Raw genomic sequence first — 20,517 nt, 5'->3', positions numbered from 1 at the left:
CTGTCCGGTCCCCGGGCACGGTCCGCCGCGGCCGGGGGGCCGGGCCGTGGCGAAGCGTGGGTGGGGTGAGCGCGTCCTAGTCGCGCCTCCGGGCGATCTGGACGTTCTCCAGGACGCCGAGCGCGTTGGGCACGAGGATGGCGGCGGAGTAGTACGTGGTGACGAGGTACGACATGATCGCCTGCTCGCTGATGCCCATGAAGCGCACCGAGAGGCCCGGCTCGTACTCCTCCGGCAGTCCGGTCTGACGCAGGCCGACGACACCCTGGTTGTCCTCGCCGAGCCGCATGGCGAGGATCGAGCTGGTGTTCTCCTTGCTGATGGGGATCTTGTCGCAGGGCAGGATGGGGACCCCGCGCCAGCCCAGGACCCGGTGCCCGTCGAGTTCGACGGTGTCCGGGTAGAGCCCCTGGGCGTTCCACTCGCGGCCGATCGCGGCGATGGTCCTCGGATGGGCGAGGAAGAGCCTGGTGCCGCGACGGCGGCAGAGGAGCTCGTCGAGGTCGTCCGGGGTGGGCGGGCCGGAGTGGGTCTGGATCCGCTGCTTGAAGTCGGCGTTGTGGAGCAGGCCGAACTCCCGGTTGTTGATCAGCTCGTGCTCCTGGCGCTCGCGCAGCGCCTCGATGGTGAGCCTGAGCTGTTCCTCGGTCTGGTTCATCGGCCCGTTGTAGAGGTCGGCGACCCTCGTGTGGACCCGCAGCACGGTCTGCGCGACGGAGAGTTCGTACTCGCGCGGGTTGAGCTCGTAGTCGACGAAGGCGCCCGGCAGTTCGACCTCGCCGGTGTGACCGGCCGACATGGCGATCTCGGCCTCGCCGTGACGGTTCTGCCGCTGGAGGGGCAGCGAGCTGAACTCCGCGATGTGGGCCCGGAGGGCCGGTGCGGAGGACAGGACGGAGGCGAACTCGGCGCGGGAGAGGGTGAGGAGCGTGCCGGAGGTCTCGGCGGTGGCGGTGCAGTCCCAGCGGGCGTCGGCGTCCAGCAGGGCGTTCTCACCGAAGTGGTCGCCGTCGGCGAGGACGGCCACGGCCACCTCGTCACCGTACCTGCCGACGGAGGTCTGGTTGATCCGGCCGTGGGCGATCAGGTGGATCCGCTCGGCGGGGGCGCCGCGCACGACCAGTACCTCGCCGGCGTCGAAGTCGCGCTGCTCGCACCGGCGGGCGAGCACGCTCAGCACCTCCTCGTCCTCGAAGCCGCGCAGCAGGGCGAGTTCGCCGAGTTCGCGGGGGATCACCCGGACGTGGGCACCGTCCTGGACGAACTCGATGCGACCGTCGCCGACCGTGTAGCTCAGCCGACGGTTGACCCGGTAGGCGCCGCCCTTGGTCTCCACCCAGGGGAGCATCCGCAGCAGCCAACGGGAGCTGATCTCCTGCATCTGCGGGGCGGACTTGGTCGTGGTGGCGAGGTTCCGGGCGGCTGCGGTGCTGAGGCTGGACCGCTGGGACGGGTCGCGCTGTGCGTCCGGGCTGATGTCGACGGTCATGGGGGCGGGCTCTCCTTCGGAGGGGGGCGACGGCCAGCGCAGGCGCACGTCGACCGGGAAGAGGAGAAGGGGGAGGAAGAGGAAGGGCGGGGGTGAGCCTCCGGGAACCCGTCCAGATCCGGGGGAACAGTAACGGCCGGTGATCCCGGCACGCCCGGTCGGCCGGAGGGCATTACCTCGAAACGGCGATCTTGCTCCGCGCGAGGTTTAACCGGGCGAACGACCGTTTTCGGACGGGTCGGCCGAGAGCCCGTGGTGTGCGCGGCGGAAGCGTCGAACGTCCGCGACGCGGTCACGTTCTGACGACGCCGTCCCGTGCGACGACACGGAGGACCGGCCGCCCCCTGGGGTGGCCGGTCCTCCGTGTCTGCTCCGCCGGTGGGCCGGGTCAGTCGTCGCTCGCGTCCGGTCCGCCGAGCTGTGCGGCGAGTTCCCGTTCGCTCTGCTCCGGCAGCGAGGTCTTGAGGACGGTTCCGCCGAACTCCTCCATGGCGGCTGCGAAGGCGTCCTCGGTGATCCTCGACGCCATGATCACGACGGCGGCCGAGCCCGGTTCGAGCAGCGACCGGACCTTCTCGCGGAACGCGTTGTCGACGCCCATCTGGTTCAGCTTGCCGATGATCCCTCCGACGGCGGCGCCCACGACGCCGATCCCCGGGGTGAGGATCAGCATGCCGAGGACCATGCCCCACAGGGCGCCGGCGGTGGCCGAGAGGGCTGTCCTGCCCTCTCTCCTGGCCGGGGTGTCCACATGGGTCTCGCCGTCCGCGTCCACGGAGACGACCGCGAGGCCCTTCAGCTCGACGACATCGCTGTCCTCGAGCTCCTGGACCGCTGCGAAGGCCCGGTTCGCGACGGCGCGATCGTCGTAACCGAGGACGATCAGTTCGGACATGGGGCTCTCCTCCTGTGTCGGTACCGCTTCTGTCAGTACCGCTGTGCCTTGACGAGCTTCGGGGTCAGGACCGGCTCGGCGGGCTGCCGACTGATGACCACCGGCTGCTCGCGACCGCCGGGTTCGAGGTCCTCGACGCCGACGAACTGCGTCTCGACGACCTTGCCCGAGGGGTCGAGGAAGTCGACCTGGACTGCGTAGGAGGCTTCCGCGTCCGTCTTGTTGGTGATGTTCAGGACGACGGCGAGACGACCACCGGTCTCGGACCGCGGCTTGCCCGTCATGCCGACGTCGCCCAGGGCGTTGCCCCGGCCCTGCACGTCTTCCAGGGCGTCCTGGGCCTCCTGGCGCGAACGCTCGATCTCGGTCCCGATGGACGCCTTGCGCGACGCCTCACGCTCGGACGCCGAGGCCGCCGCGGAGGAGGCGGACGCGCGCGCCGACTCGACCGCCTCCGCCGCCTCGGAGGCTCCGGCGGACGGCGCCTCGCCCGAGAACCCGGCCGTGTCGGGGGCCGAGGGGCGTTCGCTGAACGTGGGACTGCCGGTGTCGTCGTTCCCGGTGTCGCAGGCGACCAGGCCGGTCGCGCCGAGGCCGGCGACGACGACGGCGACGGCCGCGCTCGCCGCGCGGGCGCGCACCGACCGGTCCGCCCGCGCCGTTGAGGGGTTCACAGGATGCGTCCTCTTCTCTGGTGTGATCGTGGTCTGGTCGTGGGTCGGGGGTCGCGGGTCGCGGTCGTGCCGGTGGTCAGTAGCGGAGGACGCCGGCGATGCGGTCCATGTCGAGCAGGGTGTCGTCGCGGACGAACTGGACCTCGGCCCCGGTGTCGAGGGCCCGCTCGACGATCTCGTCGACCATGTCGTCCCGGGCCCCCGCCTCGGAGGGCTCGGCGGGCTCCAGATGGCCGCCGTCGTCCCGTACGACGGTCCGGTAATGGTCCTCGACGGCGAGCAGCCGGACCCGGCCCTCCTTCACGGCCTGCCACACCTCGTCGATCCCGCCGGCGAACTCCCGCCGTCCCCGGGCGGCGTCGAGTTCGGCGACGACCGTGGCCGACGCGGCGGCCTCGCGGGCCGCGCGGGCGGGCTCGACGGCCTCCCGCACCGCCGTCGCGGGCCCCCGCGCCAGACCGCCGTGCTGGACGGGCGCGGTGCCCGGCTGGAGCGGCCCGGTCTCCTCGAAGAGCGCGAGGGCGGCGGGGTCACCGAGCACGTACAGCGGGCGCGGGCGGGAGGCGAGGACCGCGCGCAACGCCTGGTGCGCCTCGCGGAGGAACTGCCGGGTGGCCTCGTCGCGGAAGGTGCTGGGCACGTCACCGACCCGCTGCTCACGTTCCACGTCCTGGACGTCGAGATCGCGGGAGAACGGGAAGCCGTCTCCGGTGTGCTGGGTGACCCGCGCGGGGTCGCCGCTCCACAGCGAGACCCGGTCGGCCGCCACCGCGACCGTCCAGGAGGGCTGTTCGGCGGCCCGGGCCGCGACGAGGTTCCGGGTGAGGAAGGTGTCGGCGAGGACGACGCGCTCCGGGACCGTCCGGGCCACCGTCCACACATGGTGCTCCCCCGGCGCGACGAAGATCACCAGTCCGTCCTCGGCGTGCGCGAGGTCGATCTCGGCCACCGCCCGCCGCAGCTGGTCCAGGACGTCGGCACGCCGCTCCCGGGTCACCGCCGGATCGTCGTGGATGGCCTTCTCCGCCGCGGCCACGAGGTTGCGGAGGCGCACGGGGTCCTGGGCGTTCTCCGGTTCGCGGCGGTGGGTCGGCATCGCGAGGGACACGGCGGGGTACGGGCGGGGCTGTCGCAGCTTCGCGAGCAGGTCGCTGCTGAGCGCGGGGTCCATGGGGAAGCCTTCCTGGCGAATCCGGCGGTTCTGCGGGGCCGGCCGGGCGGATACGGCGGGGCGGATGCGGTCATGGGGGCGCGGGGGTGAGGGCGTGAGTTCTGTACGGGGCGCGGGGGTGAGGCGCGGGCTCTCCGGACGGGGCGTGCGGGTGAGGCGCGGGCCCTCCGGACGGAGCGTGCGGGCGGGGGCGGCTACTGCGGGCCGGCGAGCTGGTCGGTCAGTTCCTTCTCGTCCTGGTCGCTGAGCGAGGTCTTGAGGACGGTGCCGCCGTGCGGCTGCATGGCCACCGTGAACTTGTCGTCGGTGACCTTCGACGCCATGATCACGAGGGCGGCCGCACCGGGTGTGAGGAGGTCCCCGACCTGCCGGCGGAACCGGTCGTCGACTCCGGACTTGCTGAGCTTTCCGACGAGGCCGCCGAGGGCCGCTCCGGTGAGGAGTCCGACCCCGGGCAGCAGGAAGAGAATGCCGAAGATCGCTCCCCACAGGGCACCGGACGCGGCGGAGACCCCGACGAGTCGGCTGGTGGTGTCGACGTGGGTCCTGCCGTCGGCGTCCACGGAGACCACCGCGAGACCGTTCAGGTGGACCACGTAGTCCCGTTGCAGTTCCTGCACCGTGGCGAACGCCCGCTCGGCCACCTCCGGGTCGTCGTATCCGATGACGATGAGCTCGGACATTCCCGCCTCCTGTCGCGGCGCCAGTGCGCCGGACGTCCGCGTCGCCCTGCTGTGGAGAGGCCGGAGCGACCTCTCCAGGGGCCACAAGACGTCATTTTGTCCCGACATGTACCACATCGCGACTCGTGTCCCACCGGGGTGGGTGACACCCGCGCTTCCGGGGCTCACACGGCGCCCCGGCGCACTGTGTGACCGGTGTTACGGACCATGATCGACCCGGTTGACACGGGTGTAACGGGCATTGCGTACGGTCGGGGCTCGAACGGTTCCAGAGAGAGGCGCCCCGGTGACCCCACAGGACTCGGCGGACCCCCGGGGCGGTACGGCCGAACAGGTGCGGACCGTCTGCTCGTACTGCGGTGTCGGGTGCGGCCTGCTCCTCGACATCGGCCGGGGTCCCGACGGGCGCCGTACCGTCCTCAGGGCGACGGGCGACAAGGACCACCCGGCCAACCGGGGGCGGCTCTGCACCAAGGGCGCCACCACCGCCGACCTGCTGGCCGCCCCGGGCCGTCTGACCACCGCGCTCGTACGCGAGGAGCGGGGCGCCGCCCCCGTGCCCGCGGACACCGACCGCACCGTGATCGAGACGGCACGCCGGCTGCGCGCGATCGTCGACGAGCACGGTCCCGACGCGGTCGCGCTCTACGTCTCGGGTCAGATGAGCCTGGAGGCCCAGTACCTCGCCAACAAGCTGGCCAAGGGCTTCATCGGCACCAACCAGATCGAGTCCAACTCACGGCTCTGCATGGCGAGCGCCGGTACCGGCTACAAGCTGTCCCTCGGCGCCGACGGCCCGCCCGGTTCCTACGACGACCTCGACAAGGCCGATGTCTTCCTCGTCATCGGCTCCAACATGGCCGACTGCCACCCCATCCTGTTCCTCCGCATGATGGAGCGGGTCAAGGCGGGGGCGAAGCTGATCGTCGTCGATCCCCGGCGCACCGCCACCGCCGACAAGGCCGACCTCTTCCTGCGGATCAGGCCGGGCACGGACCTCGCGCTCCTCAACGGCCTGCTCCACCTGCTGCACGAGAACGGGCACACCGACCCCGCGTTCGTCGCCGCGCACACCGAGGGCTGGGAGGCGATGCCGGCGTTCCTCGCCGACTACCCGCCGGCCGTGGTCGCCCGTATCACCGGCATACCCGAGGACGACATCCGTACCGCCGCCGAGTGGATCGGCACGGCGGGCGAATGGACCAGCTGCTGGACCATGGGCCTCAACCAGTCCACCCACGGCACCTGGAACACCAACGCCCTGGTCAACCTGCACCTGGCGACCGGCGCGATCTGCCGCCCCGGGTCGGGTCCCTTCTCCCTGACCGGCCAGCCCAACGCCATGGGCGGGCGCGAGATGGGCTACATGGGCCCCGGCCTGCCGGGACAGCGCTCGGTCCTGGTCGACGAGGACCGGGCGTTCACCGAAGAACTCTGGGACCTGCCGCCCGACACGATCCGTGCGGACGGCTCGGGGCGGGGCACCGTCGACCTCTTCCGGCGCATGGCCGACGGGGAGATCAAGGCGTGCTGGATCATCTGCACCAACCCGGTCGCCTCCGTCGGCAACCGCACCACCGTCGTCGAAGGCCTGCGGACGGCCGAGCTGGTCATCACCCAGGACGCGTTCGCGGAGACCGAGACCAACGCGTACGCGGACGTCGTCCTGCCCGCCGCCCTCTGGACCGAGACCGAGGGCGTCCTCATCAACAGCGAGCGCGGTCTCACCCTCACCCGGCCGGCCGTCGACCCGCCGGGCGAGGCCCTCGCCGACTGGCGGATCATCGCCCGCGTCGCCTGCGAGATGGGGTACGAGAAGGCGTTCTCGTACGACAGCGCCGAGGAGATCTTCGAGGAGATCGGACGGGCCGGGAACCCGAAGACCGGGTACGACCTGAGCGGGGTCTCGTACGAGCGGCTGCGCGCCACCCCCGTCCAGTGGCCGGCCGCACCCGGGGGGCCCGCGCGGAACCCGATCCGTTACGTGACCGGGGACGGCGCAGGACCGGTCTTCCCGACGCCGAGCGGCCGGGCTGTCTTCCACGCCCGGCCGCACATCGACCCGGCCGAGATGCCCGACGACGCGTATCCGTTCGTCCTGAACACCGGCCGTCTCCAGCACCAGTGGCACACCCTCACCAAGACCGGGAAGGTCGCCAGGCTCAACCGGCTCAACCCGGCGCCGTTCGTCGAGCTGCATCCCGAGGACGCCCTGCGGCTCGGCATCGCGGAGGGCGACCCCGTGGAGATCGCCTCGCGGCGCGGCAGGGCCGTACTCCCGGCGGCGGTCACCGACCGGGTCGGTCCGGGCACCTGCTTCGCCCCCTTCCACTGGAACGACCTCTTCGGCGAGGACCTGTGCGTCAACGCCGTCACCCAGGACGCCGTCGACCCCCTCTCCTTCCAGCCCGAGCTGAAGGTGTGCGCGGTGTCGCTGACGAAGGCGGCGGCTCCGGCGGCCCTGGTCCCGGCGGTCGCTTCGGACCCCGCGGTGTCGGCTCCGGTCGGGGTCCCGGTCGGGGCCGGGCAGACCCTGATCCCGAGCGGTGGCCTGCCGGCCGGGCCGGCGGGCGCCTTCGGCCTCGAGCCGAGCCCGCCGCCCGCCCTGACCGCAGAGGAGCGGCAGTACCTCGTCGGCTTCCTGGCCGGGCTGGAGACGGGCGCGCCCGGGGTGCCCGTGCTGCCGGCCGGTGCTCCCTTCCGTGAGGATCACGCCCGCTGGGTGAACGGGGTCCTGGCGGGGCTCTACTCCCGTACTCCGCAGGCACCGGCCGCAGGCGGTGAGGACACGGCGGGCCGTGAGGTGGTCGTGCTGTGGGCCTCCCAGACCGGGAACGCCGAGGGCTTCGCCGCCGCCACCACCGAGCGGCTGGTGTCGGCGGGCCATCGGGCGGCGCTCGCGGGCATGGACGAGACCGACCTCGGCGCCCTGCCGCCGACCGCCGATCTCCTCCTGATCACCAGCACGTTCGGGGACGGGGACGCTCCGGACAACGGCGCCGGATTCTGGGACGCGCTCGCGGCGCCCGACACCCCGCGCCTGGACGGGCGCCGCTATGCCGTGCTCGCGTTCGGGGACTCCTCGTACGGCGACTTCTGCGGGCACGGGCGGCGCCTCGACCGGCGGCTCGACGAGCTCGGGGGCGTACGCCTCGCGCCCCGTACCGACTGCGAACCCGACTACGAGCCGTCCGCCCTCGCGTGGCTCGACCAGGTCCTCGCGGGACTGTCCGAGGCGACGCCGGATCCTCAGGCCGTGGCGGCCGCCCCCGCTCCCGCCCCGGCACGTCGGTCCGGGCCGGCGACCACGAACGCCCGGCTCGTCGGGAACCGGCTGCTCAGCCTGCCGGGGGCCGGCAAGGAGGTCCGCAGGTTCACCTTCGACACGAGCGAGGCCGGAACGCCGCTCGGCTACGAGAGCGGCGACGCCCTCGGCGTGCAGCCCGTGAACTGCCCGGCCCTCGTGGCCGAATGGCTCGCCGCCACCGGTCTCGACGCCGACGTCCCCGTGGAGCTTCCCGGCGCGGGCCGCGTGGCCTTCGGCGAGGCACTGCACCGCCATCTCGACATCACCGGCGTCTCCCCCGACCTCCTCGGCTTCGTCACCGAACGGACCGGCGACCGGGACCTGAAGAGGCTGCTGCGGCCCGACAACAAGGACGGGCTGGCCCAGTGGACCTGGGGCCGGCAGGCCGTGGACGTCCTGGCCGAGCACGCGGTCCGCGCCACCGCGCAGGAGTGGGCCGACGTCCTCGGCCGCCTCAGGCCCCGGCTGTACTCGATCTCCTCCAGTCCGCTCACCGACCCCCACCGGGTGTCGCTGACCGTCTCCGTCGTCCGTTACGAGAGCCGTCACGGCCGTCCCCGCAAGGGTGTCTGCTCGCCGTTCCTCGCCGACGCCGAACCCGGCGCGGAGGTCCCGGTCTTCGTCCAGCGCACTCCGCGTTTCCGGCCCCCGGCCGACCCCGCGACCCCGATGGTGATGGTGGGTCCCGGTACAGGCGTGGCGCCCTTCCTCGGCTTCCTCGACGAGCGCCGGGCGCTCGGCCACGGGGCTCCGAACTGGCTCTTCTTCGGCGAGCAGCACCGCGCCACCGACTTCTACTACGAGGAGGAACTCACGGCCCTCCTCGCCGACGGCACCCTGGACCGGCTCGACACCGCCTTCTCCCGCGACCAGCGCGCCAAGGTCTACGTGCAGGACCGGATGCGGGAGCACGGACCGCAGCTGTGGTCCTGGCTCCAGTCCGGCGCGCACTTCTACGTGTGCGGTGACGCCGCCCGGATGGCGAAGGACGTCGACCGCGCCCTTCGTGACATCGCCGTCACTCATGGCGGTCTCGACGAGGAGTCGGCGGGCGTGTACGTCAAGCAGCTGGCCGCCGACAAGCGGTACGTCCGGGACGTGTACTGACTCGGGCGCCCCGGGCGCCCCGGGCGCCCGCACGGAGCGGGTCACCCGCTTGCCGGTCACCGGGTTGACGCTAATGTCGATATATGGCCACATGCACACCTTCGTCCCCCCGCTCCCGCGGCGGCGGTACGGGGGCGTACGGAAGGAGCCTGCCATGACCCGTACATTGCGTGGCGCGATAGCCCTGGCCGGAGCGACTGCCCTCTGCGCGGGGGCGGTCGCGACCAGCGGGGCGTCCCAGCCGGAGTCCGCGGCCCAGGGCGAGGTGAAGATCGGCCTGCTGCTGCCGGAGAGCAAGACCACGCGGTACGAGAAGTTCGACCGGCCATACATCGAGGCCAAGATCAAGGAACTGGCCCCTGACGCCCAGATCGACTACTACAACGCCGCCGAGAACGCCACCACCCAGCAGCAGCAGGTGAACACGGCACTCGCCAAGGGCGACAAGGTCCTCATCCTGGACGCGGTGGACGCGAAGTCGATCCAGTCCTCCGTGCAGAAGGCCCGTGACGCGGGCGTCAAGGTCATCGCCTACGACCGCCTCGCCCAGGGCCCGGTCGACGCCTACGTCTCGTACGACAACCGCAAGGTGGGCGAACTCCAGGGCAAGGCGCTCCTCGACGCGCTCGGCGACAAGGCCGGGAGCGGCGAGATCGTGATGCACAACGGCTCGCCGACCGACCCGAACGCGGCGGAGTTCAAGGCCGGGGCGCACTCGGTCCTGGACGGCAAGGTGAAGATCGGCAAGGAGTACGACACGCCGAACTGGGACCCGAACAACGCCAACCAGCAGATGTCCGGTGCGATCAGCGCCCTGGGCAAGGACAAGATCGTCGGTGTCTACTCGGCCAACGACGGACTGGCCGCCGGCATCGCCACCGCCCTGAAGGCGGCGGGCATGAACGTGCCGCTGACCGGCCAGGACGCGCAGCTCGACGCGATCCAGCGGATCCTGCTCGGCACCCAGACGATCACGGTCGAGAAGCCGTACAAGCCGGAGGCCGACATCGCGGCCACCATGGCGGTCAACCTCGCCGAGGGCAAGCCGCTCCCGGCCGATCTGACGCCCACCACCGTCACCAGCGGCAGCGGTCAGAAGGTCCCGGCCAACCTGCTGACACCGGTGGTGGTCGACAAGACCAACATCAAGGACACCGTCGTGAAGGACGGCCTGTACACGGTCCAGGAGATCTGCACCCCGACGTACGCCGCGGCCTGCAAGGAGGCCGGTCTCCAGTAGCCGCGTGGCTTTCCATCCCGGTGGGGCGGAGCGACCCGTGCGAGCGGGCGAGCGGAGGAGGCGGTTCCGTTGCCGGAGTCACCCGTGCTCACACTGCGAGGGGTCTCGAAACGGTTCGGCGCGGTGCAGGCGCTGAAGGACTTCGACCTGGACGTGCACCCCGGTGAGGTGGTCGCGCTCGTCGGCGACAACGGCGCCGGCAAGTCCACCGCCGTCAAGGCGATCGCCGGGGTGAACCCGCCCGACGAGGGCGTCATCACCTGGGAGGGCCGCCCGGTCTCCATCGGCCGGCCGCACGACGCCCAGAACCTGGGGATCGCCACGGTCTACCAGGACCTGGCCCTGTGCGACAACCTGGACGTGGTCGCCAATCTGTTCCTGGGCCGGGAGCTGCGCCGCTTCGGCGTCCTCGACGAGGTCCGCATGGACCAGCGTGCGCGCGAGCTGCTCGACACCCTGTCGATCCGCATCCCGAGCGTACGCATCCCCGTCGCGTCCCTGTCCGGTGGTCAGCGTCAGACGGTGGCGATCGCGCGCTCGCTGATCGGCGCGCCGAAGGTCGTCATCCTGGACGAGCCCACCGCCGCCCTGGGTGTGGAGCAGACCGCCGAGGTCCTCGACCTGGTGGAGCGGCTGCGTGAGCAGGGCCTCGGGACCATCCTGATCAGCCACAACATGGTGGACGTGATGGCGGTCGCCGACCGGATCGCCGTGATGCGCCTCGGCCGGAACAACGGCTTCTTCGACAAGCGCTCCACGTCCACCGAGGAGATCATCTCCGCGATCACGGGGGCCACCGACAGCGCCGTCACCCGCCGCCGGGCCCGTAAGCAGGAGGAGGAGCGATGAGCCGCGACCGAGGCCGCGCGGACCCTACGGGCGGAAGTCCCGGCGCGGGCGGAAGTCCCGGCGCGGGCGACACCCAGGAACCGGCGCCCGGCTCCGTGCCGGCCGTCGACACGCGCCTCCTCGTCCGCGAAGAGGGCCTCAAGGGGTACGTGGGCGAGTTCCGGCGCAAGGTGCGCAGTGGTGAGCTGGGCTCCCTTCCGGTCGTGCTCGCCGTGATCATCATCTGGACGGTCTTCGGCAGCCTGAACAGCACGTTCCTCTCGGCCCAGAACCTCTCGGACCTCAGTCAGCAGATCGTCGGCACCGGCATGATCGCCGTCGGCATCGTCTTCGTCCTGCTGCTCGGCGAGATCGACCTCTCGGTCGGCTCGGTCAGCGGTCTGTGTGCCGCGATCTTCGCCGTGCTCAACGTCCTGAACGGCATGAACCAGTGGCTGGCGCTTCTGATCGCCGTGGCGGGCGGAGCGGTCGTCGGTCTCCTCCAGGGGTTCTTCTTCGCGAAGGTCGGCGTACCGGCCTTCGTGGTCACACTCGCGGGCAACCTCGCCTGGAACGGGCTGATGCTCCAGGTGCTCGGCACCAGCGGCACGGTCAACATCCCGAGCGAGAGCATCGTCTCCCGGCTGTACTCGACGGTCTACCACAGCCCGGCCGCCGCGTACGTGACGGCCGCCGTCGGGGTCGGGCTGTTCCTGGCGGCCTCGCTCCTCGACGCCAGGCGCCGCCGGGCGGCCCGGGTGCCGTTCCGTCCGGTCGCCGAGATCGCGCTGCGCACGGCCGTCATCGCCGCGCTCGCCTTCACCACCGCGTACATCCTCAACCGCTACCAGGGCCTGCCCCTGGCCCTGCTGATCTTCCTGATCGTGCTGGTGCTCCTGGACTTCGTGCTGCGGCGCACCACCTACGGCCGGCGGATCTTCGCGGTGGGCGGCAACATCGAGGGGGCGCGCCGGGCCGGTATCAGTGTGCCGTTCGTGCGGATGTCCGTCTTCTCGATCGCCGGGACCATGGCCGCGATCGGCGGGATCTTCCTCGCCGGCCAGATCCAGTCCGCGAGCCAGACCTCCGGCGGCGGCAACCTCCTGATGAACGTGATCGCCGCCGCCGTCATCGGCGGCACGAGCCTCTTCGGCGGCCGCGGCTCGGTCTGGTCCGCCCTGCTCGGCGCGCTGGTGATCGGCTCCATCCAGTCCGGTATGAACATCATGGGCGTCAGCAACGCCGTCCAGTTCATGATCACGGGCTCGGTCCTGCTGGCGGCCGTGGTCGTCGACTCCCTGTCCCGCCGAAGCCAGAAGGCGGCGGGCCGGGCGTGATCGGGGCGGGGTCCCCGGGTCAGGCCTGATCCAAACGAAAGGCCCTAACTAGCTAGTCGGACGTGTCCGTGGTGCCGGGGCCGATGCGTAGTTCGAAGTCGCCGTCGTACTGCTCGTGTCCCGCGATCACGGCGAGTTCGACGACTTCGAGGCCCACCTCCCCCCGGACGATGAGCGGGTCCTCGCGCAGGTCCCGCATCAGGGCCACGCACATGCCGATCATGACGAGGACGAACGGCGCCGCCACGAGGATCGTCAGGTTCTGCAAGCCTGCCAGTGCGTCGCCCTGGCCGTCGCCGATGAGGAGCATGATGGCCGCGACCGCTCCGGTCACCACGCCCCAGAACACGACGACGAGGCGGGTCGGCTCGAAGGCGCCGCGCTGGGAGAGCGTGCCCATGACGATCGAGGCGGCGTCCGCACCCGAGACGAAGAAGATCCCCACGAGGATCATGACGAGGAGACTCATCGCGCCGGCGATCGGGAACTCCTGAAGCACGCCGAAGAGTTGCCCCTCCGGGGTGGTCTCCCCCGCGAGTTCGCCCTGCTCGCTGAGCTTCATCGCCGTGCCGCCGAAGACCGCGAACCACACCAGGCTGACGGTGCTGGGCACCAGGATGACCCCGCCGACGAACTGGCGGATGGTCCGGCCCCGGCTGATCCGCGCGATGAACATGCCGACGAACGGCGTCCAGGAGATCCACCAGGCCCAGTAGAAGACCGTCCAGCTGCCGAGCCAGTCGTGGATGTTCGCGCCGCTGGTCGCCTCGGTGCGGCCGGCCAGCTGCGGGAGGTCGCCCACGTAGGCGGCGAGCGAGGTGGGCAGCAGGTCGAGCACGATGATGGTGGGGCCGGCCACGAACACGAACAGGGCGAGCACGGCGGCCAGCACCATGTTGGTGTTGGAGAGCCACTGGATGCCCTTCTCCACACCGGACACGGCGGACAGGACGAAGGCCGCGGTGAGCACCGCGATGATGGCGACGAGCAGCCCGGTGCCGGTCTTCTCCATCCAGCCCAGTTCCTGGAAGCCGCTGCCGATCTGGAGCGCGCCCAGGCCCAGCGAGGCCGCGGAGCCGAACAGGGTGGCGAAGATGGCCAGGATGTCGATGAACCGGCCGGGCCCACCGTACGCCCGCCGCTCGCCCATCAGGGGGACGAAGACGGCGCTGATCGTCTGACGGCGGCGCCGCCGGAACGTGGAGTACGCGATGGCGAGTCCCACGACCGCGTAGATCGCCCACGGGTGGAGCGTCCAGTGGAAGAGCGTGGTGGCCATCGCGGTCTGCATCCGCTCGGCCGAGTCGGCGGGCTGGGTGCCGGGCGGCGGGGTGCCGTAGTGGGCGAGCGGCTCGCTCACGCCGTAGAACATGAGGCCGATACCCATACCCGCGCTGAACATCATGGCGATCCACGACACCGTGCGGAACTCCGGGCCCTCCCCCTCCTGGCCCAGCGTGATCCGCCCGTAGCGGCTGATGGCCAGCCAGAGCGCGAAGACGACGAAACCGGACGCGGCCAGCATGAACGCCCAGCCGCCGTTGGTGATCAGCCCTTCCAGGAGGGAGCTCGACGTGCTCTGCAGACTGTCCGTGGCCGTGGCGCCCCAGACGACGAAGGCCACCGTGAGGACGGCGCTGACCCCGAACACGATCCAGTCGGTACGGGCGCGATGGTGGTGGTCGGGGCGGTGGGGCAGATTGGCCCTCACCGAAAGGCGGCTTCTTCCGCCCCGCTCACCGTCGGCTCTGCGGCCGTCGGGCCTCTTCTCCTCCTGCAAGGGATGACACCTTTCACGGCTCTACGACGGTTCGGAACTACGCGATCCAGACATGACATGGCAGATATGCAGATGTCCTGCTAAGGCAGTACCACAGACGAGGCCCGACTCCGGGGACCAACAGGCCCTCACGGCCTCCCCGGTGACCGTTCGGGGGCCGACGCACCCTCGGCCGCGGGGCACCTCGAACGCGGGGCGGAAGAGGACGGAAGAAGTCGGCACAGGTGGCGGACAGACACGGGACCGGCTCGACGACCGGGGCCGACGATCCCCGGAAGCCCGGCGTGGGCGGGTCGGACACGGGGGCGGCGGGCTCGACGGCGGTTTCGGATACGACTTCGGGCTCGGGCTCGGGTTCACTTCCGGGCTCGGGTTCGCTTTCGGGCTCGGGTTCGCTTTCGGGCTCGGGTTCATTTTTGGGCGCGGCTCCACTCTCGGGCACGGCCTCGACTTCGCCCCCGGACCCGATCGACCGGGGCATGGCGGTGCGCGGCGGCGTCGTGGCCCGTGACGGGGAGTCTGTCGGCCGAGTGCCTGCCGAGCCGGCGGCCGGTCGGGCACCCGTGAGGGGCGCCCGACCGGGTCTCCGCGTACGGGGCCTACAGATACGGCCGCGTGATCAGCTCGAAGGCGTGACCGGCGGGGTCCTTGAAGTAGACGCCCCGGCCGCCGTGTTCGGTGTTGGTCTCCCCGGGACGCTGCATCTGCGGGTCGGCCCAGTGCTCGATCCCCTGGTCGCGGAGCCGCCCGTACGCGCGGTCGAACAGCTCGTCGTCGACGAGGAACGCGTAGTGCTGCATCTGGATCTCGAACGGGGGCTCGGCGAACTGGATGAGCACGCCGTCGGCGAGCTGGACGTTGAGGAAGGGGCCCCAGGACGGCGCTTCGGGGAGTTCCAGCAACTCCCGGAAGAACGTCGCCGATTCGTGGCGGTCCTTGGCGGCGATGATGGTGTGGTTGAACGTGACTGCCATGTGGATGACCTCGCTGGTGATTCGACACGGAAACGGACTCGTCGTGCTTGCGCACCGAGGAGGCCCACGCGCCGAACCGAGGGGGTGCTTGTGGCGCACCCTCCGAGCGGTCAGTCGTCCACCGGATGGCCCGTCTGTGTGTGGCGTCGAGTCGCCGGTCCGGTGTTCACGTCGAGCGACGCTACTTGATCAAGACCGGGGTTGGCAAGGAGTCGGGGACTCCCCGCTCCCGCCTTCCGAGGCTTGGGCTCCGACGCTGCGCGAAGCCTTGCCACGCCTCAGGGGGCACCCTATTGTCCCGGGCAGAAAGCGCTTTCCATGTGTTCACGGACGGCTCCCCCAAGGCTGCCGTGAACGGTTCGCCCCGGGCCGAACGGCGTCCCACCCCCAAACGTTCACAGACCAGAAGGACGGCGAGCATGAGACGACCAGTCGCATTTCGACTTCACGCGGCAGCGGCAGCGATGGCCTTGGCGGCCGCCACCGGCGTGGTGCTGTCGATGCCTCAGGCTGCGGCCGCGACCGGCGGCGCCACCGGTTACGCGACGCAGAACGGCGGAACCACCGGCGGCGCCGGCGGGCAGACGGTGCGGGCCACCACCGGCACCCAGATCCACGCGGCCCTGTGCGGCCGGGCCAGCAGCGACACCCCGATCACCATCCAGGTCGAGGGAACCGTCAACCACGCCAACACCGCCAAGGTGTCGGGCACCAGCTGCAGCACGGCGGCCGGTGTCATCGAGCTCAAGCAGATCAGCAACGTCACCATCGTCGGGGTCGGTGCGGGTGCCGTCTTCGACCAACTCGGCATCCACATACGCGAGTCCCGCAACATCATTATCCAGAACGTGACCGTCAGGAACGTGAAGAAGTCCGGCTCACCCATCTCCAACGGTGGTGACGCCATCGGCATGGAGAGCAACGTCCGCAACGTCTGGGTCGATCACGTCACCCTGGAGGCGTCGGGCGGTGAGTCCGAGGGCTACGACGGCCTCTTCGACATGAAGGACAACACCCAGTACGTGACCCTGTCGTACAGCGTCCTGCGCAACTCCGGTCGCGGCGGCCTCGTCGGATCCAGCGAGACGGAACTCTCCAACGGTTTCATCACGTACCACCACAACCTGTACGAGAACATCGACTCGCGCGCGCCCCTGCTCCGCGGCGGCATCGGCCACATGTACAACAACCACTACCTGCGGATCAACGAGTCCGGCATCAACTCCCGGGCCGGCGCCCGCGCCAAGGTGGACAACAACTACTTCGAGGACTCCAAGGACGTCCTCGGCACCTTCTACACGGACGCGGCCGGATACTGGCAGGTCGGCGGCAACGTCTTCGACAACGTGACCTGGTCCGCCCGCGGCACCGACAACAACCCGGCCGGGCCGAACCCGCAGTCGAACACCACCGTCGCCATCCCGTACGCCTTCACCCTCGACCCCGCCACCTGCGTGCCGGACGTCGTCGGCAGGACGGCGGGCGCCGGCAAGGGGCTTCAGGTGTCGAACGGCACCTGCTCGCCGCAGACACCCACGCCCACCCCGACGGCGACGTCCACGACCCCCACGCCCACGCCGACCGCCACCACTCCGGTTCCCACCACGCCCACCCCCGGGCCGACCCAGCCGGGCGGAACCAACCTCAGCATCGGGGCCGGCTCCGACGGTTCGAGCAAGGCGGACGGTACGAGCTACGGCAACGTGCGGGACGCCAACCTGAGTACGTACTGGTCGCCGGCCGGCGCGACCGGCTCCGTGTCGATCAAGTGGGGCTCCGCCACCAGCGTCTCCTCCCTCGCCATCCGTGAGGCGGCGGGCGCGACGGGCGCCATCGGGTCCTGGCGGGTCCTGAACGGCGACACCGGCGCCGTTCTCAAGTCCGGCAGTGGCGCGGGCGTCATCACCATCCCCCGGACCGCCCTGACGAAGCTCACCTTCGAGATCGTCAGCTCGACCGGGACCCCCCGGATCGCCGAGTTCGAGACGTACGCCGGCTAGCCGCCGCGCGTCCTCGGTCCGGGTCCGGAGTTGTCCGGGCCCGGACCGGTCACTCCTGGGCCATGGGGGGGCGACACCTACGTGACGACTTGTCGCCAACGGCACGGCGCGCCGCGTACGGGCCGTTCCCGATGGGCAGCATCCTCCGCATGCCGGGCCATACCCCCGCGAAAGGAGCGTGCCGTGCTGTCCGACTTCTTCGACCGGCTGTTGAGGCGTGGTGGCGCCGGTCCGGGCGGGCCCGCCCGAGCACCGGGGACCCTCGTGCTCGACGCGGACTTCTCCTCCGCCGAGCAGTGGGTCGCGGGCCGGTCCTGGGCCTATCCCGGCGGCGGGCCGACCAACCCGGGCGACAACAAGCTCGACCACCTCGTGGAGGACCCCTCGTACAGCAGGACGGGGGTCTTCCGGGCGACCCGGCGGTCCGACGGCAACTGGGACGCGGGACTGCTCACGACCGAGGGCAGCTCCGAGGGCTTCCTGGTGCGGGCCGGTGACATCCTGGAGGCGCGGGTGCGACTGCCGGTGGAGACCGGTGCCTGGCCGGCGATCTGGACCTGGCTCGACGGCGGGCAGGAGATCGACGTCTTCGAGTACCACCCCGACAACCCGGACCTGCTGGAGCTGTCGAACCGGATCCGGGGCCGCCACCACTACTACCGGGACCCGGCCGTCCAGCCGGGGGCCTGGGTGGACCTCCGGGTCGAGCTGGGTGCGCGCAACGTGGTGTGGTGGGTCAACGGCGCGCGGGTGTTCGACGACCGGCGCGGGGTGGGGCGCTCCTGGCGGGCCCATCTGATCGTGAACCTGTCGGTGTGCGCGGGGCGGTACCACCCGGCGCCGGACGCCGGCACGTCGGAGATGTCGTACGAGGTGGCGGAGCTGCGCGTGTACCGGGGCTGATCCCTCCCCGACGCGGGTCGGCGGCACTCGTCCTCCTTCGGGAACGCGTCGGCGGCCTTGCCTTCGATCAGGAACACGAGGGGGAGGCGGACTCTCGGGGAACAGGCGTTGCGTAGGCTCCGACGGAGCGTTCCGCGCGCCCGCACCGGGCCGTCCGTACGACGAGGAGGACTCCCCCATGAACACCGCCGACGAGGGACGGCAGCAGCTCGACGTGGCCAGTGTGCTCAACGCGAAGAGCACACTGCTCCAGCTTCTCGCCCGCGCGGGGGTCTACACAGGCGATGCCGAGGAGCTGATCGGGCTCGTCGAGGCCGGTGCTCTCGCCCTCGCGCACTCCGAGCTCGGCGGCGACCGGTGGAGCGCGCCGGAGGAGAAGGGCGAGCTGTACGCGTCCGGCTGGGCCGACGGAGTCCGGGCGGTGACCGACGAGCTCGGGGCCGTCGCCGAGCAGGCCCTCGTCCGTGCCGTCACCTCCGGCCCCACGGCCTCGTCCGCCGACGAGCGCTCCCCCGTCGAGCGGGCGGAGATGGAGCGGGCGAAGGTGGCGGTCACACCGCTGTACCTGTCGTTCGCCGAGGTCTCCGACCTCGATCCCGAGGTGACGGAGCAGGTGCTCGGCGCCGTCCTCCGCACGATGAGCCCCCGGCAGCGGGCGGGGTATCCGGGGCGGCTGACGGAGTTCGCCTCGGCGCATCACGGACACCTGGAGCGGCTGTACGCGGAGTTCGGGCCCGGCAGCCCGATCGCGATCCACGGCCGCTACTCCCTCGTGCACTCCCCCACCAGCGTCGCCGTGCTGGAGCGTCTCGCCGCGACGCCGTCGGCCCTGCACGAGGAGTGGGACGCGGCCGAGCTTCCGCCCGCGTGGCTCGACGGTCTGACGACGGCGTGGGGCTCTCCGGGCTGATCGCTCCTGAGCGCAACTCGCGTGCAGCCATGGGAAATCGCGCGTTGTTCACCCCAAGGAGGCGCGTCGGCAGTGCAGTTCCACCCCCAAGATGCTTAGGTTAGGCTAAGTTAACTTCGTGTGCGCCCACTTGGGGTGCGCTGCGGAGGGGGAACGGTGATGAGGACGCTCGACGGACAGCGCGCTGCCGGTGCCGTGGAAGCGGGGAACGTCGCGACGGTCGCGGAACAGTCCTCGCGGGACGTCCCGTGGTCGGAGGAGGCGCGGGGCCGTACCGTCGTCGTCAAGTGCGGCGGCAGCACCCTGGTGGACGCCGCGCTCCGGCGCTCGTTCGCGCAGGACGTCGTCGAACTGTGGCAGGCGGGACTGCACCCGGTCGTGGTGCACGGGGGCGGCCCCCAGATCAGCGCGATGCTCGGTCGGCTCGCCCTCGAGGTCCGGTTCGAGGCGGGGCTGCGGGTGACCACGCCGGAGGCCATGGACGTGGTCCGCATGGTGTTGACCGGGCAGGTACAGCGGGAACTCGTCGGCGCCATCAACGCCCATGGGCCGTTCGCCGTCGGCATGTCCGGCGAGGACGCGCACACGCTGACCGCCGTGCGCCGCCCGGCCTGGGTGGACGGCCGGCCCGTCGACATCGGTCTCGTCGGCGACATCGTGACCGTGGCCCCGGACACGGTGCGGAACCTCGTCGCGGGGGGCCGTATCCCGGTCGTCTCCCCCGTCGCGCGAGGCACGGACGGGCAGGTCTACAACGTGAACGCCGACCTCGCGGCCTCGGCCATCGCCGTCGCCCTCGGCGCCGACCGGCTCGTGATGCTCACGGACGTTCCCGGGCTCTACGCGGACTGGCCGCGAAGCACCGAGGTGATACCCCGTCTGCACGCCGGCGAACTGGCCGCCCTGCTCCCCGGCCTCGCGGGCGGGATGCTGCCCAAGATGGAGGGCTGTCTGCGGGCCGTCCGGTCGGGAGTCGGCCGGGTCCACGTCCTCGACGGGCGTACGCCCCACGCCGTCCTCCGAGGCGTCCTCACCGAGGAGAACCCCGGCACCACGGTGCTGCCCGACGAGGCGCCGGAGGACGAGGAGTCCCGCGCGTGACCCCCTCCCGGGTGGCCGGCCCGCGCTCCCTCCCCGCCCGATCCGCAAGGTCGTGGGCGACGGGTGGAGCGGGTCCCCGCAGGGCGTCCCGCCGCAGCGGCCCCCATGGCGAGAAGGC

At 71.2% G+C, this 20,517-nt stretch carries 15 protein-coding genes; 8 read left to right on the top strand and 7 right to left on the bottom strand.

What is annotated here, in order from left to right; translation table 11 throughout:
• Window positions 1-76: 76 nt before the first annotated feature.
• From ABZ567_RS18010 to ABZ567_RS17990, 5 genes are all read right to left on the bottom strand, one after another.
• Entirely contained in the window at window positions 77-1,489 is a 1,413-nt protein-coding gene (locus ABZ567_RS18010; protein ID WP_360790561.1) for a family 2B encapsulin nanocompartment shell protein, read from the bottom strand.
• Window positions 1,490-1,877: 388 nt separating this feature from the next.
• Window positions 1,878-2,384, bottom strand: coding sequence for a DUF1269 domain-containing protein (locus tag ABZ567_RS18005; protein ID WP_360790558.1), 507 nt, complete (start codon window positions 2,382-2,384; stop codon window positions 1,878-1,880).
• 32 nt (window positions 2,385-2,416) lie between these two features.
• Window positions 2,417-3,058 (bottom strand): hypothetical protein, encoded by a 642-nt coding sequence (locus ABZ567_RS18000; protein ID WP_360790555.1) that lies wholly within the window; start codon window positions 3,056-3,058, stop codon window positions 2,417-2,419.
• Window positions 3,059-3,134: 76 nt separating this feature from the next.
• The gene (locus ABZ567_RS17995; protein ID WP_360790552.1) at window positions 3,135-4,229 is read right to left on the bottom strand and encodes a chemotaxis protein; all 1,095 of its coding nucleotides are present in this window, start codon (window positions 4,227-4,229) and stop codon (window positions 3,135-3,137) included.
• 194 nt (window positions 4,230-4,423) lie between these two features.
• Window positions 4,424-4,912: a DUF1269 domain-containing protein gene (locus ABZ567_RS17990; protein WP_360790550.1), complete on the bottom strand. Its 489-nt coding sequence runs from the start codon at window positions 4,910-4,912 to the stop codon at window positions 4,424-4,426.
• Window positions 4,913-5,198: 286 nt separating this feature from the next.
• Between ABZ567_RS17990 and ABZ567_RS17985 the strand changes: the two genes are divergently transcribed.
• The 4 genes from ABZ567_RS17985 (at window position 5,199) to ABZ567_RS17970 (ending at window position 12,731) form a co-directional block, all read left to right on the top strand.
• Complete coding sequence (locus ABZ567_RS17985) at window positions 5,199-9,326, top strand: bifunctional nitrate reductase/sulfite reductase flavoprotein subunit alpha (protein ID WP_360790547.1); 4,128 nt, start codon at window positions 5,199-5,201, stop codon at window positions 9,324-9,326.
• A gap of 154 nt (window positions 9,327-9,480) precedes the next feature.
• The gene (locus tag ABZ567_RS17980; RefSeq protein WP_360790544.1) at window positions 9,481-10,566 is read left to right on the top strand and encodes a substrate-binding domain-containing protein; all 1,086 of its coding nucleotides are present in this window, start codon (window positions 9,481-9,483) and stop codon (window positions 10,564-10,566) included.
• Window positions 10,567-10,635: 69 nt separating this feature from the next.
• Window positions 10,636-11,415 (top strand): ATP-binding cassette domain-containing protein, encoded by a 780-nt coding sequence (locus tag ABZ567_RS17975; protein ID WP_360790541.1) that lies wholly within the window; start codon window positions 10,636-10,638, stop codon window positions 11,413-11,415.
• Window positions 11,412-12,731 carry a sugar ABC transporter permease gene (locus ABZ567_RS17970; protein WP_360790538.1) on the top strand — a complete coding sequence of 440 codons (1,320 nt, stop codon included), beginning with the start codon at window positions 11,412-11,414 and terminating at the stop codon, window positions 12,729-12,731. The genes ABZ567_RS17975 and ABZ567_RS17970 overlap by 4 nt, the downstream gene beginning before the upstream one ends.
• Window positions 12,732-12,783: 52 nt before the next feature.
• Here ABZ567_RS17970 and ABZ567_RS17965 read toward each other — a convergent pair whose 3' ends face one another.
• Window positions 12,784-14,442 (bottom strand): BCCT family transporter, encoded by a 1,659-nt coding sequence (locus ABZ567_RS17965; RefSeq protein WP_360790535.1) that lies wholly within the window; start codon window positions 14,440-14,442, stop codon window positions 12,784-12,786.
• 668 nt (window positions 14,443-15,110) lie between these two features.
• A complete protein-coding gene (locus ABZ567_RS17960; protein ID WP_360790532.1) occupies window positions 15,111-15,485 on the bottom strand; it encodes a VOC family protein in 375 nt (124 codons plus the stop codon).
• A gap of 419 nt (window positions 15,486-15,904) precedes the next feature.
• Here ABZ567_RS17960 and ABZ567_RS17955 point away from each other — a divergent pair, with 419 nt between their 5' ends.
• The 4 genes from ABZ567_RS17955 to argB all read left to right on the top strand — a co-directional run bounded on the left by ABZ567_RS17955 (window position 15,905) and on the right by argB (window position 20,399).
• Window positions 15,905-17,485, top strand: coding sequence for a pectate lyase (locus ABZ567_RS17955; protein ID WP_360790530.1), 1,581 nt, complete (start codon window positions 15,905-15,907; stop codon window positions 17,483-17,485).
• Between the two features lie 264 nt (window positions 17,486-17,749).
• Complete coding sequence (locus tag ABZ567_RS17950) at window positions 17,750-18,388, top strand: beta-glucanase (RefSeq protein ID WP_360790924.1); 639 nt, start codon at window positions 17,750-17,752, stop codon at window positions 18,386-18,388.
• 178 nt (window positions 18,389-18,566) lie between these two features.
• A complete protein-coding gene (locus tag ABZ567_RS17945; RefSeq protein ID WP_360790527.1) occupies window positions 18,567-19,298 on the top strand; it encodes a hypothetical protein in 732 nt (243 codons plus the stop codon).
• Window positions 19,299-19,457: 159 nt separating this feature from the next.
• On the top strand, window positions 19,458-20,399 hold the full coding sequence (gene argB / locus ABZ567_RS17940) for an acetylglutamate kinase (protein ID WP_360790524.1): 942 nt from the start codon (window positions 19,458-19,460) through the stop codon (window positions 20,397-20,399).
• Window positions 20,400-20,517: the final 118 nt, after the last annotated feature.

The organism is Streptomyces sp. NPDC016459 (genome assembly GCF_040632845.1).
Lineage (GTDB): Bacteria > Actinomycetota > Actinomycetes > Streptomycetales > Streptomycetaceae > Streptomyces.
This window is presented reverse-complemented; position numbering and strand designations above follow the sequence as displayed.